The 16,512-nt window shown below is 69.7% G+C and carries 11 protein-coding genes; 7 read left to right on the top strand and 4 right to left on the bottom strand.

Going from position 1 to position 16,512, the window contains the following annotated elements:
* Window positions 1-14: 14 nt before the first annotated feature.
* Window positions 15-1,538 (bottom strand): glycerol-3-phosphate dehydrogenase/oxidase, encoded by a 1,524-nt coding sequence (locus JW364_RS12160; protein ID WP_078113889.1) that lies wholly within the window; start codon window positions 1,536-1,538, stop codon window positions 15-17.
* A 33-nt stretch (window positions 1,539-1,571) separates the two neighbouring features.
* A complete protein-coding gene (locus tag JW364_RS12155; RefSeq protein ID WP_065630859.1) occupies window positions 1,572-2,168 on the bottom strand; it encodes a TetR/AcrR family transcriptional regulator in 597 nt (198 codons plus the stop codon).
* Between the two features lie 49 nt (window positions 2,169-2,217).
* On the opposite strand from JW364_RS12155, the gene JW364_RS12150 reads away from it, so the two are divergent.
* On the top strand, window positions 2,218-3,126 hold the full coding sequence (locus tag JW364_RS12150; RefSeq protein ID WP_078113888.1) for a diacylglycerol kinase family protein: 909 nt from the start codon (window positions 2,218-2,220) through the stop codon (window positions 3,124-3,126).
* Between the two features lie 24 nt (window positions 3,127-3,150).
* Here the strand turns inward: JW364_RS12150 and JW364_RS12145 are convergent, their stop codons facing one another.
* Window positions 3,151-4,599: a CCA tRNA nucleotidyltransferase gene (locus JW364_RS12145; protein WP_058253767.1), complete on the bottom strand. Its 1,449-nt coding sequence runs from the start codon at window positions 4,597-4,599 to the stop codon at window positions 3,151-3,153.
* A 91-nt stretch (window positions 4,600-4,690) separates the two neighbouring features.
* On the opposite strand from JW364_RS12145, the gene JW364_RS24415 reads away from it, so the two are divergent.
* The 5 genes from JW364_RS24415 to JW364_RS12125 all read left to right on the top strand — a co-directional run bounded on the left by JW364_RS24415 (window position 4,691) and on the right by JW364_RS12125 (window position 14,232).
* Window positions 4,691-4,813: a hypothetical protein gene (locus tag JW364_RS24415; protein ID WP_264186656.1), complete on the top strand. Its 123-nt coding sequence runs from the start codon at window positions 4,691-4,693 to the stop codon at window positions 4,811-4,813.
* A 20-nt stretch (window positions 4,814-4,833) separates the two neighbouring features.
* Complete coding sequence (locus JW364_RS12140) at window positions 4,834-6,066, top strand: NUDIX hydrolase (protein ID WP_058253768.1); 1,233 nt, start codon at window positions 4,834-4,836, stop codon at window positions 6,064-6,066.
* A 118-nt stretch (window positions 6,067-6,184) separates the two neighbouring features.
* Window positions 6,185-8,779, top strand: coding sequence for a DUF6049 family protein (locus JW364_RS12135; protein ID WP_205333796.1), 2,595 nt, complete (start codon window positions 6,185-6,187; stop codon window positions 8,777-8,779).
* 390 nt (window positions 8,780-9,169) lie between these two features.
* Window positions 9,170-12,859: a murein biosynthesis integral membrane protein MurJ gene (locus tag JW364_RS12130; protein WP_205333766.1), complete on the top strand. Its 3,690-nt coding sequence runs from the start codon at window positions 9,170-9,172 to the stop codon at window positions 12,857-12,859.
* A gap of 161 nt (window positions 12,860-13,020) precedes the next feature.
* Entirely contained in the window at window positions 13,021-14,232 is a 1,212-nt protein-coding gene (locus JW364_RS12125) for a helix-turn-helix domain-containing protein (protein ID WP_307814776.1), read from the top strand.
* Window positions 14,233-14,543: 311 nt separating this feature from the next.
* Here the strand turns inward: JW364_RS12125 and JW364_RS12120 are convergent, their stop codons facing one another.
* The gene (locus tag JW364_RS12120; protein WP_065630856.1) at window positions 14,544-15,464 is read right to left on the bottom strand and encodes a sterol desaturase family protein; all 921 of its coding nucleotides are present in this window, start codon (window positions 15,462-15,464) and stop codon (window positions 14,544-14,546) included.
* A 102-nt stretch (window positions 15,465-15,566) separates the two neighbouring features.
* On the opposite strand from JW364_RS12120, the gene JW364_RS12115 reads away from it, so the two are divergent.
* A complete protein-coding gene (locus JW364_RS12115) occupies window positions 15,567-16,280 on the top strand; it encodes a TetR/AcrR family transcriptional regulator (RefSeq protein ID WP_065630855.1) in 714 nt (237 codons plus the stop codon).
* Window positions 16,281-16,512 lie beyond the last annotated feature (232 nt).

The following is a 16,512-nucleotide window of genomic DNA, read 5'->3' as shown; positions in this document are numbered from 1 at the left end:
GGCGCCGAGCGCGCTCACCCGAGGATCTCGCCGAGGATCCGCTCGATCTCCGGCCGTGCCGCGTCGGCGTCGACTCGCACGAGGCCGATCCGCGTGCGCCGGTGCAGGATGTCGTCGGCGTCGAGGGCACCCTCGTGCGTGACCGCGAACTCGACTTCGGCGCGGGTGACATCGATGCCGGGGACGATCGGATCCAGGGGACCGGGGAGAACGGCGGCGTCCACCACCGCCGGCGCCTCCCCGCCGAACCGCTGCACGAGCGAAGCCGGCAGCCCCTGCTCGCGCGGACTCCGCAGGGCTCCGACCAGCGGGGTCGTGGTCGTGACACAGTCCCCGGCGGTGAGGTCGGTGGTCGCGAGCGCGGCGTCGACGGCGTCCTGGGCCATGCGCCGGTAGGTGGTGAGCTTGCCGCCGAGGACGTTGACGAGACCATCGCCGCGGACGCCGACGTGGTGCTGCCGCGAGACGTCGGCGAGGGCCTCGGAGTCGCGGCCGCCGCCGCGGGTGTCGACCAACGGTCGCAGACCGGCGAACGTGCCGATGATGTCCGAGCGATCCAACGGCCGTGCGAGAGCGGGATTCACGGCGTCGAGCAGGAAGTCGATCTCGGACTCGTCCGGCATCGGGACGTCGGGGATCGGCCCGGGCGCCGCGACATCGGTGAGGCCGACGTAGACGCGCCCCAGCTGCGCGGGGATCACGAAAACGAACCGGGACACCGAGGTGCCGAGCGGGGTCATCAGCGCGGCGTCGGGGAATCCCAACCGCGCCGCGTCGACGACGAGATGCGTTCCCCGACTGGGATGTACGGCGAGTGCATCATCGATGCCGCCGGACCAGACGCCGGTGGCGTTGACGACCATCCGCGCACCGACGTCGAAGCTCTCACCGGTCAACTGATCGGTGAGGGTGGCCCCGCGGCCGTCCACGCGCTCGGCCCGCACCCGGGTGCAGACGGATGCGCCGTAGCCAGCCGCCGTACGTGCGAGGGCGACGACGAGCCGAGCGTCGTCGACGAGCTGACCGTCGGAGGTGGAGATACCACCGCGCAGACCGTGGGGCGACACCGCCGGGAAGCGGGCGAGGGTCTCCAGCGCCGACACCCGGGTCGGCGGCGGCAACAGCGAGTCGGGGGTACCGGCGTTGCGTCGGAGCACATCTCCCGCGCGGAGGCCCAATCGGATGATCGAGGTCTGCCTGCCGCCACGGTCGGGGATGATCTGGCGGAGGGGAGCGATCAGATGCGGAGCGATGGCGGTCATCAGATGATGACGTTCGACGGCACTTTCGCGCGCGATCCGCAGATCACCCCTGGCCAGGTAACGGAGACCACCGTGGACGAGTTTGCTGCTCCAGCGCGAGGTTCCGGCCGCGAGGTCGTCCTTCTCGACGAGCGCGACGCGCAGGCCACGGGTCGCGGCGTCGAGCGCCACCCCGGCGCCGGTCACACCGCCGCCGATGACCAGCAGATCCAGGGGATCGCCGGACGTCAGACGGTCGAGCGCACGACGACGGGTGTCGGCGGACAGGGTCGCCATCAGACTCGCACCGCGGGACCGACGCTCACGACGTCATCCGTCGACGCCCGCACCGGCCGGACGCAGATACCCGGCCAGCATCTCGTGCAACTCGGTGCTCCAGCCCTCGGCGATGATGTCGGAGACCAGCGCCCCGGACTGGAGGAACGACTGCGCGATCAGCAGCACCATCGCCGCCATCCGTTTGGCGTCACCCGCCCGGACGTGGCGCCGTTCCTGGGCCTGCGACAGCATGTCCGAGAGAATCGCGAGCGCCCCTTGCTGACTCGTACCGAGACGCTCGAAGACGTACGGCGCCATGAAGTCTCGCTGCTCGCGCCACAGCGAGGCGATCAGTTCGTCGTCGCGGAGCGCGCCGACGACCGCGACCACCCGATCGACGAGCGCATCCAGATCGGCGGGTTCGCCTCGTCCGCCGATGGCGTCCTCGACGACCCCCAGGACCTCGCGGGTCAACAGCCCGCGGATGATCTCGTTGATGTCGGGCCACCGGCGGTACACCGTCGGTCGGCTCACGCCTGCTTGTCGGGCCACCTCGGAAACAGTCACCTTGCGTCCGCCGCTACGCAGCAGACAGCTCCGTGCTGCATCCAGAACGAGATCCCCGATCTCCTCGTTACGGATTGCCATGATGTGTAACACTGTAACGGATCACTTGAACGGCGGGGGGCCGACTCATATGACTATCGAACACGCCACACTCGTGGCCAGTCCGTACGCACGGCACGGAACGGGCCTGCGCGTCGCCCACGACGCCGCAGAACTGCTGCGTGCCCGCGGCGTGGAGGTGGAGATCATCGTCGGCGAGGACATCGCCGACGCCGCCGATCTCGCCGGCAAGGCAGCCCGCGGGGACACCGACGTCCTCGTCGTCGTGGGGGGCGACGGCACGGTGCGTCTGACGGTGGAGGCCACGATCGGGTCGGGCAAGCCGCTGGCCGTCATCCCGGCCGGGAGCGGGAACGACTTCGCCCGCAACCTCGGCATCCCACTGGATCCGGCCGACGCCGTCGAGGTCATCCTGGCCGGCCACCGACGACCCATCGACCTCGGCCGGGTCAGCTTCCCGGACGGGCAGACCGCGCTGTTCAGCACGGTCGCCGCCACCGGGTTCGACGCCGCGGTCACCGCGCGGGCCATCGACATGCGCCGACCGCGCGGACAGTCCCGGTACACGATCGCGGCGCTGCTCGAACTACTCGCACTGCGGTCGCGTCACTACCAGGTCCGCGTCGACGACCAGGCCGTCGAATCCGACCTCATCTTCGCCGCGATCGGCAACACCACGTCGTACGGCGGTGGCATGAAGATCACGCCGCAGGCGTCGATCACCGACGGCCGGCTCGACGTTACCCTCGCGCTCACCCCACCGCGGCTGGCACGTTGGACGATTGCGCGTGTCTTCCCGAAGGTGTTCTCGGGCAAGCACATCGACAGCCCGAACGTCCGGACCATGCGCGGCGCAGAGGTCGAGCTGTACTGCGATCCGCCCGCCCTCGTGTCGGTCGACGGTGACCTCGTCGGCGAGCTGCCGGCGGTTTTCGAGGCGGTACCGCACGCGATCGAGGTGTTCGCGCCCGCGAGCTGAAACGCCCGGGGCGTCTCGCAGTCCTCACTGACCGCTGCGCGCCGCCCACCATTCGCGAAGGGCATCCTCGGCTTCGTCGCGGCTGAGCGGTCCACGGTCCAGGCGTAGCTCCTTCAGATGACGCCACGCCTGTCCGACGATCGGGCCGGGCGGCACGCCGAGGAGTTCCATGATCGCGTTGCCGTCGAGGTCGGGCCGGACCTTCTCGAGATCCTCCGCCGCCTGGAGGTCGGCGATCCGCTGCTCGAGACTGTCGTAGTTCTGCTGCAGCCGCCGGGCGCGCCGCTTGTTACGGGTGGTGCAGTCGGCGCGCACCAGCTTGTTCAGCTTGTCGAGCAGGGGACCGGCATCGGTGACGTACCGACGGACGGCCGAGTCGGTCCACGCGCCGTCGCCGTAACCGTGGAAGCGCAGGTGCAGGAAGACCAGCTGCGCCACGTCGGACACCACCGCCTTCGGATACTTCAGCGCCCGCATCCGTTTGCGCACCATCTTCGCGCCCACGACCTCGTGGTGATGGAAGCTGACGCCACCCCCCGGTTCGTGCCGCCGCGTCGCGGGTTTGCCGATGTCGTGCAACAGAGCCGCCCAGCGCAGCACCAGGTCCGGATCGCCGTCCTCGAGATCGATGGCCTGGCGGAGCACGGTCAGGGAGTGCTGGTAGACGTCCTTGTGCTGGTGGTGCTCGTCGATGGTGAGCTTCATGCCGGGCACCTCGGGCAGCACCCGCTCGGCGAGACCGGTCTCGACCATGGCGTCGATCGCCTCGATCGGGAACTCGCCGCAGATCAGTTTGTCCAGCTCGGTGCGGATGCGTTCGACGGTGATGCGTTCGATCTCACCGTTCATGTCGGTGATCGCCTGCCACACGCGCGGCGCGAGCCGGAATCCCAGCTGGGAGACGAACCGGACGGCGCGGAGCATCCGGAGCGGGTCGTCGCCGAAGGACTGTGCAGGCGTGGCGGGGGTGTCGATGACCCCGGCCAGCAGGGCGGTCATCCCGTCGAGCGGGTCCCGGAAGTCCTGGGCGCCCGCCGAGCCGATCCGGACCGCCATCGCGTTGACGGTGAAGTCCCGTCGGATCAGGTCGTCGTCGAGGGTCTTGCCGAACGTGACCTCGGGATTGCGGCTGACCTGGTCATACGAGTCCGCGCGAAACGTCGTGATCTCGATCAGGTGGTCGCCCTTGCGGACCCCGACCGTGCCGAACTCGATGCCGACGTCCCAGAACGCGTCGGCCCAGCCGCGGAGGAGCTGCGACACCGTCTCCGGGCGCGCATCGGTCGTGAAGTCGAGGTCGTTGCCCAGACGCCCGAGAACCGCGTCGCGCACCGAGCCGCCCACCAGGTACAGCTCGTGGCCGGCGGTCTCGAACAGCTTGCCGAGGGGCACGAGGACGTCGTCGAGGTCGCGCAGTGCGATCGCCGCGGCGGCGAGCAGACGGGTGCGCCGTTCCGGGTCCGCCGAGTGCACCTGGTCCGGCTGGGCTGCCCCATTCCGGAATGGCCCAGACGCCGCCGCACCGGACGGGGAAGTGTCGTTCACGGCTTGCCACCCTACCGTCGTGACCCGCGACGACGACGCCGCACAGCTCGTCGGCGACGACTCATACACCCCCGGCGCACTCGCGACACTGCGAATCCACAACCTACGCGCCCTCGGAGGCGTCCGGACAAACTGCAGGTGACCAGCCGCTAGCATCGTGGAGTGTCCACCGATTCCTCGACCAACCCTTCAGACGTCAGCGGCGTCTCGTCGGGTGCGCACGGTGAGGGTGGCGGACAAGGCGAGCAGAATGCCTCCGGCCAGGGGCGTCGTGCCCGGCGCGGCCGACGCCGCCGGGGCCGGCGCAAGTCCGAGAACCGAGGTGCGGCGCCCGCTCACACCCCGACGGCGCACAGTCCGCACGGGCACAAACAGAGCGGTCATGCCCAACCCAAGAACAAGCAGCCGACTCCCGGCCAGGCGGGCTCGCGGCCGGGCCACAAACCGGGCTCGCCCAACCCGGCCTCCGAACCGGCACCCAGCACTCATCACCCGACTCCCAATGACCTCGCCCGCGCCCGGGCCGCCGATCCCGCGTGCCCGGATCCGGTCGAGGCCGAGCCCGTCGACAAGCTCCCGGTCGATCCCGATCGTGCGCGACCCCGCGTCACCCCGCCGAAGCCGTCGGACATGGTCGCCGTCAGCGCCAAGCTGACCAAGACCGGTCTGACCCAGGCCGGCGGCAAGGCGTCGAAGGGTCGACGGCGCACGGCGCGGGCGGACCGTGCGTCCGAACGCCCGGCTGCCGAGCGCGTCCATCCCGACCGCGCGGGCAACGAGAAACTCCGCACCGTGCGCGAGACCTCGGCAGGGGGGCTCGTCATCTCCGACCTCGACCTCCCCGTCGACCAGTTGTCGGCCGCGCTCATCGGTCGCGTCGACCGTCGCGGCCGCACCATGTGGTCGCTGCCCAAGGGACACATCGAAACCGGCGAGACCGCCGAGCAGACCGCCATCCGCGAGGTCGAGGAGGAGACCGGGATCCAGGGCACGGTGGTGGCCCCGCTCGGCAAGATCGACTACTGGTTCGTCAGCGAAGGTCGTCGGATCCACAAGACCGTGCATCATTACCTGCTGCGGTGCACGGGCGGCGAGCTGTCCGACGCCGACTACGAGGTGTCCGAGGTGGCCTGGGTGCCGTTACACGAGCTCCCGCGTCGGCTCACGTACTCTGACGAGCGGCGACTCGCCCGGATGGCCCGGGGTGTGATCGCCGAACTCGCCGCCGACCCCACCCGGCTGGCCCAGTCCGAGGCCGACAGCATCCGTACCGAACCCAACGCCTATGAGAAAGCCGCCGCCGCGCGCAACCAGCGCCGCAACGAGCCACCGCCCCCGGTTCGTCCGCGCCGGCGCCGGCGCCGTCCACGACGGCCCGCGGCCGGCGATGGCTGAGCCGCGCCCGTCCGCCGCCGAGCCCCGTTCGTCTCGTTCTCTCGCCTTCTCGCATGCGCTGCGGTCCGGCGCGCTCGCGACGCTGGCCTCCGCCGTGGTCCTGGCCGTTCTCGGTCTGATGGTCCTGTCCGGCGCGGTGGGACCGGCGTCGGCGGCGCCGGAGACGGCCACCAGCGATTCCGACGCCGGATCCGGCGCGTCGGACCGGTCACCGAGCCGCTTCGCCCGCATCGTCATCGATTCGATGACCCCGAACATCGTGACCACGACCAGCCGGCCGGTGGTCACCGTCAGCGGACGCGTCGACAACGTCGGCGACCGGTCCATCACCGACCTGACCATCCGGCTCGAGCGCGGCGATCCGGTGGCGTCGGCCGCGGGCCTGCGCACCGACCTCGCCGACGACGATCCGGCCGTCGCCGTGGCCGGCCCCTTCGAAGCGCTGTCCGACTCGCTCGCCCCTGGCGAGAGCGTCGGCTTCCGCATGTCGATGGCACTCTCGGCCAACAACGGTCCCGACGGCCAGGGCCTGGCCATCTCCCAGCCCGGCGTGTACCCGATGCAGGTCAACGTCAACGGCACCCCGGAGTACGGCAACACCGCGCAGGTCGCGGGATCGCGGATGCTGCTGCCGGTGTTGTCCCTGCCACCCGACGACACCCGGGCCGCCGGTTACGTCGACCCGTCCACCGAGTACTCCGACGCCGACCCGGTCGTCGGGCTCGGGCCGGACGGGTCGGTGTCGGCGAACCTGTCCAGTCCGGCACGCATGACGATGGTGTGGCCGTTGGCCGCCCCGCCGCAGCTCGCGCCGGGTGTGCTGGGCGGCAACACCGAACCGGTCCGGTTGATCAACGAAAACATGGCGCGGTCGCTCGCCGACGGCGGCAGACTCGCCGAGCTACTCGCCGCGCTGCAGCGGGTCGTCGGGGAACCCCCACCCGCACAATCGGATTCGGTGACATCGGACACGCCGCCATCCGAGACACCGGAGAACCCGGAACCGAGCGCACTGCCCGGTTCGGAGAAGCTCGCCGACAGCATGTGCCTGGCGATCGACCCCGACCTCGTCGTCACGGTGCGCGCGATGTCGCTGGGGTACGAGGTGTCCGACAATCCCGCCGATCCGAGGTCGACGACCCGGCCCGGTAGCGGCGTGGACGCCGCCGGTCGCTGGCTCACCGGCCTGCGATGGATCGCGCAGCGGATGTGCGTGGTGGCCCTGCCGTACGCGCAGGCCGATCTGACCTCCCTGACCCGGATCGGCAACACCGGCCTCACCGAGGCCGCGCTGCGGTCACCGGCCGACATCATCGACACCGTGCTCGGCGTCCGGAGCGTGCGCGGTCTCTCGATCCCCGCCCTGGGGGCGATCGACGCCGACGGCGCCGCCGCCCTCACCGAGGCCGAGATGACCGCGACCGCGGTGTCGTCGAATTCCGTCGCGCCGGTCGGTCGCCGCGACGCCGCCGGCCGCTACCGGATCGGTGACCTCGCCGCCCAGACCTACGACGCACCTGTGACCGCCTCGTTCGCCGCGCTCGGTACGGCGCCGTCCACCCCCGCTCTGACGCCTCCGAGTCAGCGCGTCGACCTGTCCGACGAGTCCGAGGGAAGCAGGCGCCAGAGCGCGATCGGTGCCCTCGCCTATCCCGCGATCGCCGCGCCGGAACCCGGTCCGACCGCACCCGGGGCACGCCCGTCGCCCGACCCGGTCGTCGGCAGATCGGCGTTCCTGATGCCCCCGACGTACTGGTCGCCCACGTCCGCCGACGCCGAGGCCCTGTTCACCACCGCACGGCTGCTCCTCGAATCGGGTGCCGCGACACCGGCTCCGCTGTCGACGCTGGCCGCCGACCTCAATTCCGCGCCCGAGCAGGCGCGGCTGATCGACCCGCCCGGGGTCGGTCCGGTGGGCGAGGTGGGCTCGGTGCTGACGAGCGACGCGACCGGATCGATACGACGCAATGTCGAGGACAGCTGGCAGTTCGAGGGCGCCCTGGTGCGCTCGGCGGATGTCGCCGCCACCCCCGAGCGGTACATGTCGCCGCTGCGCGAGGACCAGCTCCGGGCGATCCGCTCCCCGGATGCCCAGGGGTCGGCCGTCTACACCCACCTGCGGCGCGCGCAGACCGAACGCATCGACGCCGTCGCGTCGACCCTGTACCGGATGTCGCAGTCGGTCACCATCCTCGATCCCGGCGGTCGTTACACGCTGGCTTCCGAGCGGAGTCCGCTGCTGCTGGTCGTGAGCAACGACCTCGCGCTCCCGGTGCGTGCCCGGATCACCACGTCCGAGCCGGCGGGCATCGAGATCGGCGACCTCGGGGTGATCGAGATCCCGGCGCGCGGAACCCGGCAGATCCAGCTGCCCACCCAGGGCGACGCCTCCGAGGCGATCAGTGTGCAGATCCGGTTGTCGACGGTCACCGGCGTGCCACTGGGCCAGCCGATCAGCCTGTCGGTGCACACCAACGCGTACGGCAAGCCGCTGTTCTACATCACGATCATCGCTGCGGCAGCGCTGGTCCTGCTCACCGCGCGTCGGTTGTGGCATCGTTTCCGCGGCCAGCCCGATCCCGCCGACGCCGACCGTCCCGAACCCGACGAACTCGAGCGATTGCTTGCCGGAAGCGGGTATCAGGAGCGACGCCGTACCCTGCAGAGCGAGGGTCGGACGTACGGCGAGGAACCGGGCGATGACCCTCCATGACCGACATCACCACGACCCGAGGACGGCGGCAGAAGCGACGTGACCTGGAACGATGAGCCGCGTGTACCGCGGTCGGGGACACCCGGCCCGGTGCCGCCCCAGCGTCCCGAGCGCGCCGCACCCCGGCGGATTCCGCCGAACCGGGTTTCGGGTGGCCGGGTCCCTCCGACGCGGATCCCGCCCGGGTCCCCGGATCCGGGACCCACTGCGCCACGGCCTGCCGAACCACGATCGCCCGACGCGCGGTCTGCGGCCCCACGACCCGCGCCGCCGCGGCCGGGCGGGCGGGCACCCTCGGCCCCGCGTCCGCCCGCGCCATCGGCACCTACTCCACCGGCCCCCACGCCGGCCCGGCCGGACGTGTCACCGGCCCAGAACAACACGCGGGTCATGACCGCGTCCGACCCCCGCGGACCGTCGAACGGTCCGGTGGCCGCCGGCGCGGTGTCCGTCCAGAAGGCACCCGACGAGAAGGCGCCCGACGGGAAAACGCCCGACGGGAAAGCGTCGTCGACCGGTCTGGCGCGGGACTCGGACTCGAGCATCCTGCGCACCAGCGGGTCGATCGCGATCGCCACCCTGTTCAGTCGCATCACCGGCTTCCTGCGGACCGTACTCATCCTCGCGATGCTCGGCCCTGCCATCGCCTCGGCGTTCCAGGCGGCCGACGTGCTGCCGAACATGATCGCCGAGGTCGTCCTCGGCGCCGTGCTGACGGCGATCGTCATCCCGCTGCTCGCCCGGGCCGAGGCCGAGGACGACGGCGAGGGTTTCATCAACCGGATCTTCACCATCACCGTCGTCGTCCTCGGGACCGCGACGGTCGTGGCGGTGATCGCGGCGCCGCTGCTCACCTATCTGAACCTGGGGGACGGGCAGGTCAATCGCGAGCTGTCGACCGCGCTCGCCTACCTGCTGCTGCCGGAGATCCTGTTCTACGGCCTGTCCGCGTTGTTCATCGCGATCCTCAACCTGCGCGGCTACTTCAAGCCGGGTGCGTGGGCGCCCGTACTGAACAACGTCGTGCAGATCACCACTCTCGTGCTCTACGCGGTGGTGCCCGGCGAGATCACCCTCAACCCCGTCCGGATGTCCGATCCGCAGCTCCTGGTGCTCGGCATCGGTTGCACGACCGGCGTCGTGCTCCAGGCGCTGATACTGGTGCCGTTCCTCCGCAAGTCGGGGGTGCGGCTGCGCCTGCAGTGGGGGATCGACGCGCGCCTGCGCCAGTTCGGGAACATGGCCGTCGCGATCGTCGCGTACGTGGCGCTGCTCCAGGTCGGCCTGATCGTCACCTACCGGATCGCATCGTCGGCCGACGCGTCGGGCGTCAGCATCTACTTCACCCACTGGCAGTTGTTGCAGCTTCCGTACGGCGTGCTGGGCGTGACCATCCTGACCGCGATCATGCCGCGACTGTCGCGCAACGCCACCGCCGACGACACCAAGGCGGTCGTCGACGATCTGTCCCTGGCGACGCGACTCACGATGGTCGCCCTCGTCCCGGTCGTGTCGTTCATGACGTTCTTCGGACCGGCCATCGCCATCGCCGTCTTCAACTTCGGCAAGTTCGACGCCGCCTCCGCGTCGCAGCTGGGTTCGGTGCTGTCGTGGGGTGCGTTCACCCTCATCCCGTACTCGATGACCCTCGTCCAGCTGCGCGTGTTCTACGCCCGCGAGGACGCGTGGACCCCGACGTTCATCGCGCTGGGCATCACCGTGGTGAAGGTGGTGTCGTCGTACCTGGGGCCGGTGCTCTTCGACGATCCCGAACTCGTCGTGCGCTGGCTCGCGCTGTCCAACGGGTTGGGCTATCTGGTCGGTGCCGTCGTCGGGCACTTCCTGCTCCGCAGCCGTCTTCGCGGGGCCCGGCTCTCGGATGTGGCACGCACGTCCGTCGTGACCCTGGCCGTCTCGATCGGGGTCTCCGCCACCGTGTGGGCAGTCGCGAAACTCACCGGCCTCGACGACATGATCGGCTGGCTGGGCAAGGTGGGGTCGGTCCTCTACCTCGGGCTGACCGCCGCGGTGGTGCTCGCGGTGACCTACGCCGGTCTCGCCGCGGCCCGCGTACCGGATGTCGTCGCGATCGGGCTGGCCGTACGCCGTCTGCTCGGCCGGTTCATCCCGGCGCTCGCCCCGCCGCCGCAGCCCGAACGTGAACAGTCACCGGCGATCACAGTTCAGTTTCCGCGCGTCACCGGCGACGAATCGCTCCCGTACTCTGGTCAGGTACAGGTGCTGCGCCGCTTCGACAGAGGTACCGCGACGTGGCAGTCGTACTCCGTACACTCCGGTGGCGCGATCGGCGCGACCCGGGATGTGCGCCCCATCCCCGAACGCGCGCCGGTACCGCGCGACATCAGATACCGCAGGAGAGGAGTCCGTCGCGTGAGTGACAGTGAGGTCGACACCACTGCTGCCACCGGGCCGCCCGCCGAGCCCCGAGCCGGCGACGCACCCACTCCACCGACCCCGACTCCCGCCGCCGAAACCGGTGCGGCCGACAGCGCGGCGAGCCCACGCCGCCGCGGACCACGCCTCATCCCCGGCGCTGCGGTCGCCGGCGGCCGGTACCGACTGCTCGAGCAGCACGGCGGCACCCGCGGTCTGCAGTTCTGGCGGGCCCAGGACATCAACCTCGACCGCGAGGTCGCGCTGACCTTCGTCGACGCCGAGCAACTCGCACCGCCGCCCGAGCGTGGTCAGGCCGCCAAGATGTCCGATCAGGGACCGCAGGCCGTGCTGTCGCGCACCCTGCGCCTGGGCCAGATCAACTCCGACGGGGTGGCACGGGTCCTCGACGTCGTCCGCGGATCGTCGGGCGGCATCGTCGTCGCCGAATGGGTGCCCGGATCGTCCCTGGCGGATGTCGCCGGGTCGGGACCGTCGCCGATCGGCGCCGCGCGGGCCGTCCGATCACTCGCCGCGGCCGCCGAGATCGCCCACCGCTCCGGTGGCGCGCTGTCCATCGACCATCCCGACCGCATCCGCATCAGCCACGACGGCAATGCCGTGCTCGCGTTCCCCGGCACCCTCGCCGGGGACGACAAGGCGTCCGATGTCCGCGGCCTCGGGGCCGTGCTGTACGCGCTCCTGCTCAACCGCTGGGCGCTCGATCCCGCGGACGGGTCCCGGCTGATCACCACCGCCGACACCACCGAGCCCGTGGGTGGGATCCCCGTGGCCACACCCGGTGAGGACGGACAACCGGTCGAGCCGCGGCTCAGCAAGCCCGACATCCCGTTCGAGATCTCGGCGGTCGCGGCGCGCGCGCTCGACGGTTCCCGCGGGATCCGTACCGCGGCCACGGTGCAGCACGTCCTCGATCAGGCCACGGTCGTCGACCTGAACACCGACATGTTGCCCGCCATCACCGACGCCGACGCCCCGCAGCCGGTGAGCGTGGCGCCCCGACTGGGTGCCGGTGGCGACGCGAAGCCACCGCGCCGCAACCTGGCGCTGCTCATCGGGGCCGGACTCCTCGCCCTGTTCATCGTCATCGCGCTGATCGTGGGTGCCACCAACATCTTCGGCGGCAGCAGCGGCTCGAGCGACATCGACTCGATCCTCACCACGACCGAGCCCTCGCCTCCGCCCGGCGCCCAGCCGCCGCCGACGCCCGCGGCCCCGGCGGCCCCGCAACCCATTGCGCTGCAGTCGGTCTCGGTCGTCGACTTCTCCGCGCAGACACCGGACAACTCGGCGAACGTACGCAACGTGATCACCGGCGCCGCCCCGCCGTGGCAGACCGACAACTATCGCGGGCGTCCGGACTTCGGCGGGCTCAAGCCGGGGCTGGGCCTCATGTTCGACCTCGGAGCGGAACGCCCGGTGCGGTCGGTCACCATCGAGAGTCCGACGCCCGGGATCAGCGTCGAGATCCGTACGTCGCCGTCGGCGCGTCCGGCGTTCGCCCGGACGACGACGGTGGCGTCGGGTCAGGTGGACCAGGCGTCCACCACGATTCCGATCGCCCAGCCGCCGACCACCCGCTACGTCATGGTCTGGCTCACGAGCCTGCCGAGTTCGGGAAGCGGCTATCAGGCCGAGATCTCGCGCGTCACGATGGCCGGCTGACGCACCGGTCGAGCACCTGACCGCGCCCCGCGATTATCGGCGCGTGCAACTCGAGGTCCGAGTTACGACCAACGAGTATGAACGACGACGGCACTCGCGTACGAGCGGGTCATGACGCAGATCCATCGGCGCGGTCTCCTGTACCGCTGCCCTCGACACCAGTGTCGAAATCCGCAGACACCGCGAGTGCGAAGAGCGCTCGACTGCCCGAACTCCGGCTCGAACACCTGGTCCGAGAGGCGACACGCCTGTTTCAGGAGTTCGGCTACCGCAACGTGAGCATGGAACAGATCGGTGCGACGGTCGGACTGACCGGGCCTGCGTTGTACCGACATTTCCCGTCCAAGCAGGACATCCTCGCGCAGGCGTTGACCGCGCAGGTGCGGACCGTCAGCCGGTTCATGGCCGATGCGCAGGAGCGCGGTGGCACTCCCGAGGAGCAAATCGGGTTGTTCTTCGACGCATTGGGTGACATGACCGCGCATCGAGATGTCTCCATCCTCTGGAACCGCGAACGATTGCACCTGGAGCGATCGGGCCTGTCCGAGTTGAATCGCTCCTTCGGGGGACTCGTGGACACGCTGGCGGCGAAGATCAGCGCCGCCCGACCCGCGGTCGACCCGGCGGGCGCGGAACTACTCGCGACCGCTGTCCTCAGTGTGTACTCGAGCACGGCCCGGATGCGTGGCTCACTGTCGGCCAAGCGCCTCATGCAGGTCCAGCGGGCGCTCACGGACTCGATTCTCGACTGTGACCTGGCCACGGCTCCTGTTGTGGTGGGGACAGATGACGCACGATCACGTCGAAGTCCGATCGCCCGACGCGAACGAATCCTCGACGCCGCGACCGAGTTGTTCTTCGTACGCGGCTTCCGGAACGTTCGTATCGACGAGATCGCCGCCCACGCGGGCGTCTCGGTGGCGACCGTCTATCACGAGCACGCAGGGAAGACCGAGATCTTGTGGACGGTCATCCGTCGAGGCATCGAAGGCTTGTTGGGGACGTCGATCGCGGCACTCGACGGAGCCGCCGCCGGTGACACGCTCGACGTGCTCCTGCGCGTGTTCGTCGACTACTCGCTGGGCCCCAATGGGCGGGTGCTGGCCGTGGCAGTTCGGGACGCGGTGTATCTACCGGAAGCCGACCAGATCTCTCTCGGCCGCACCACCTCGGACTACTCCGCCGAGTGGACCACTGCCATCCGTGTGCGTACGCCCAGCCTGTCACAGGCCGATGCCAAGGCTCTGGAGCAGGCTCTGGCCGGGTTCGCCGGCCACGTGATCTCGTCCCCCGAGCTCCGCTCTCGGCCGGGCATCGACGGGCAATTGAGGAAACTGGCATACGCCATCCTGATACCGCGCGCCCGTATCTGACCGTGACGGTTCCCTCGGCCGCCCTACGGTACTCACGCGACAGCCTGACACGCGAGAAGGGTAGGACCGACCCGGGGGCCTCGGGCGCTTCGCCGTTCTCGGGGCGACGGTGGTGGCAGCAGGGCTCGGATACCTGTTCGCGGCAGACTCAGATGCACGCACCAGATTGCGTGAGTTGAGGTCTGGCTCATGAGCTTGGCTATCAGACGGGCGGTGCTCGGCATCCAGACCGCGCTCATCTCACTCGTCACGACGATCGGCACAGTGACCGCATATGGCGCCCGACCGACCTCGCCCTTGAGGTCGCTCCGTCAGATGCGTTCCGAGGATGCGCCAGTCTTCCCCGCCACCTGCTCTCCGACCAGGTCGCGTGGCGTCCATCCCGGCGGCCCGAAGACGTAGCCGAGGCGGGCGCGCCACGTCGACGCACCGCGCACATCCCGCGCGATCGCCGCATATTCGTGCGTCTGCAGTCGCAGGATGTTGTATGTGTCCACCGGTTTGGTCAGGCCGTAGCGGGGCCGGCGGATCTCCGGAGCGAACGTGCCGAACATCCGGTCCCACAGGATGAAGACCCCGCCGTAGTTGCGGTCGAGGTACTCGGGGTCGCAGCCATGGTGTACCCGATGATGCGACGGTGTGTTGAGCACGAATTCGACGGGTGCCCACAGTTTTCCGATCCGCTCGGTGTGAATCCAGAACTGGTAGATGAGATTCAGCGAGTAGGCGGCGAACACCAGTGCGGGCGGGATGCCGAGGAGCGGTAGGGGGATCCACATCAGCACCGCGGCGCTGATGTTCCACTTCTGCCGCAGCGCCGTCGCGAAGTTGAAGTACTCGCTGGAGTGATGGGCCTGATGGGTCGCCCACACCAGGCGGACCCGATGCGAGACGCGATGACTCCAGTAGAAGAGGAAGTCCACGCCCAGGAAGGCGATCATCCACGTGTACCACTCGTCCGCGGGCAGCTGCCACGGGGCGACATAGGCGAACAGCACGCTGTACAGCAGGAGTCCGAGGAATTTCCAGAAGGCGCTGGTCGCGATCGACACCAGTCCCATCGAGACGCTCGAACGCGCGTCCCGCGAGTCGTAGGCGCCCGGCGGCGCTGTCTCGGTGTGATCGTGCTCGAGTTTGGCCGCGGCGAACCACTCGATGGCCAGCAGGGTGACGAAGAACGGGATCGCGAGCACGGTCGGCTCACGCATCGGCTCCGGCAAGAACTCCAGCACGATTGTCCCCTCACAGCGATATCTGACACGATGCCATGTCACTTACTTCTGACAAGGTAACGTGTCAGAATATCTGCTGTAAAGACCCGGGAGGGAGCTCGCGTGACAGCCGTGCCGGACCCGACCCCGTCGACGCCGACCCCGCCCGGACGACGCTATGGCGGAGCCGACCCGACGCAGCGGCGCGAACGCCGTCGCGCCGCCCTGATCGCGGCCGGGCTCGACGCCTTCGGAACCGACGGATACGCGAACGTGTCGGTGAAGGGGATCTGCGACCTCGCCGGACTGACGCAGCGATACTTCTACGAGTCCTTCACCGACCGCGCCGCCCTGCTCGTCGCCGTGTACGACGACTGCGTCGACTTCGTCCGGGCGGCGACCGTCGATGCCGCAGCGGAGATCGCCGGCGCCGCCCCCGGATCATCGGACTCGGCGGAAGGCGTTGCCGCCGAGCATGTTCCGAAGGTCACACGAGCGGCTCTCGGGGCGTTCATGTCCTGCCTCGCCGACGATCCCCGGCGCGCGCGTGTGATGCTCGTCGAAGTGGTGGGTGTGTCCCCGGAGATCGAGCGGGTCCGCATGCGCGCGATCCACGACTGGGCCGCGCTCATCCTGGCACTCGCTCGTGGCTCGCGACCGACGTCGGACCGCGAACGGCTGGCGTCGGTGGGCCTGGTCGGAGCAGTCACCCAGCTTCTCGTCGACTGGTACGTCGCCGGTGCGGGGGAGGCCGACGCGGAACGCTACGCGCTCGACGAGATCCTCGACGTCTGTGTGGAGCTCTTCGTCGCCGCCTATGGCCGGCTTCTGACCTGACCCTTCGAGGCTGCTCCCATATCCGCAAGAACTACAGAACCGCTGCTGTGTGGGGTCAAATCGATGCCCTCCCTTTGCTCCCTGAGGTGCGAGGAGCGCAAGCGACGAGCCACGAAGACATCCCAGGGGTGCAAGGTGTCAAGCGGCGAGGTTGGCGCGGTGGTTCCAGGCGGTGTGTTCGTTGTAGAGGGTGCGGTGTTTGAGGCAGCCGTGGAGGATGCCGATGAGCCGG

The sequence above is a fragment of the Gordonia sp. BP-119 genome, assembly GCF_016924115.1.
Lineage (GTDB): Bacteria > Actinomycetota > Actinomycetes > Mycobacteriales > Mycobacteriaceae > Gordonia > Gordonia hongkongensis.
Note: the sequence above shows the minus strand (reverse complement) of the source record. Positions and strands in the feature narration are given on the sequence as shown.

What these genes read in the sequence shown, in the direction of transcription:
- JW364_RS12160 (WP_078113889.1), bottom strand. Translation starts at nt 1,538, where the DNA reads ATGGCGACCCTGTCCGCCGACACCCGTCGTCGTGCGCTCGACCGTCTG.
- JW364_RS12155 (WP_065630859.1), bottom strand. Translation starts at nt 2,168, where the DNA reads ATGGCAATCCGTAACGAGGAGATCGGGGATCTCGTTCTGGATGCAGCA.
- JW364_RS12150 (WP_078113888.1), top strand. Translation starts at nt 2,218, where the DNA reads ATGACTATCGAACACGCCACACTCGTGGCCAGTCCGTACGCACGGCAC.
- JW364_RS12135 (WP_205333796.1), top strand. Translation starts at nt 6,185, where the DNA reads ATGGTCCTGTCCGGCGCGGTGGGACCGGCGTCGGCGGCGCCGGAGACG.
- JW364_RS12130 (WP_205333766.1), top strand. Translation starts at nt 9,170, where the DNA reads ATGACCGCGTCCGACCCCCGCGGACCGTCGAACGGTCCGGTGGCCGCC.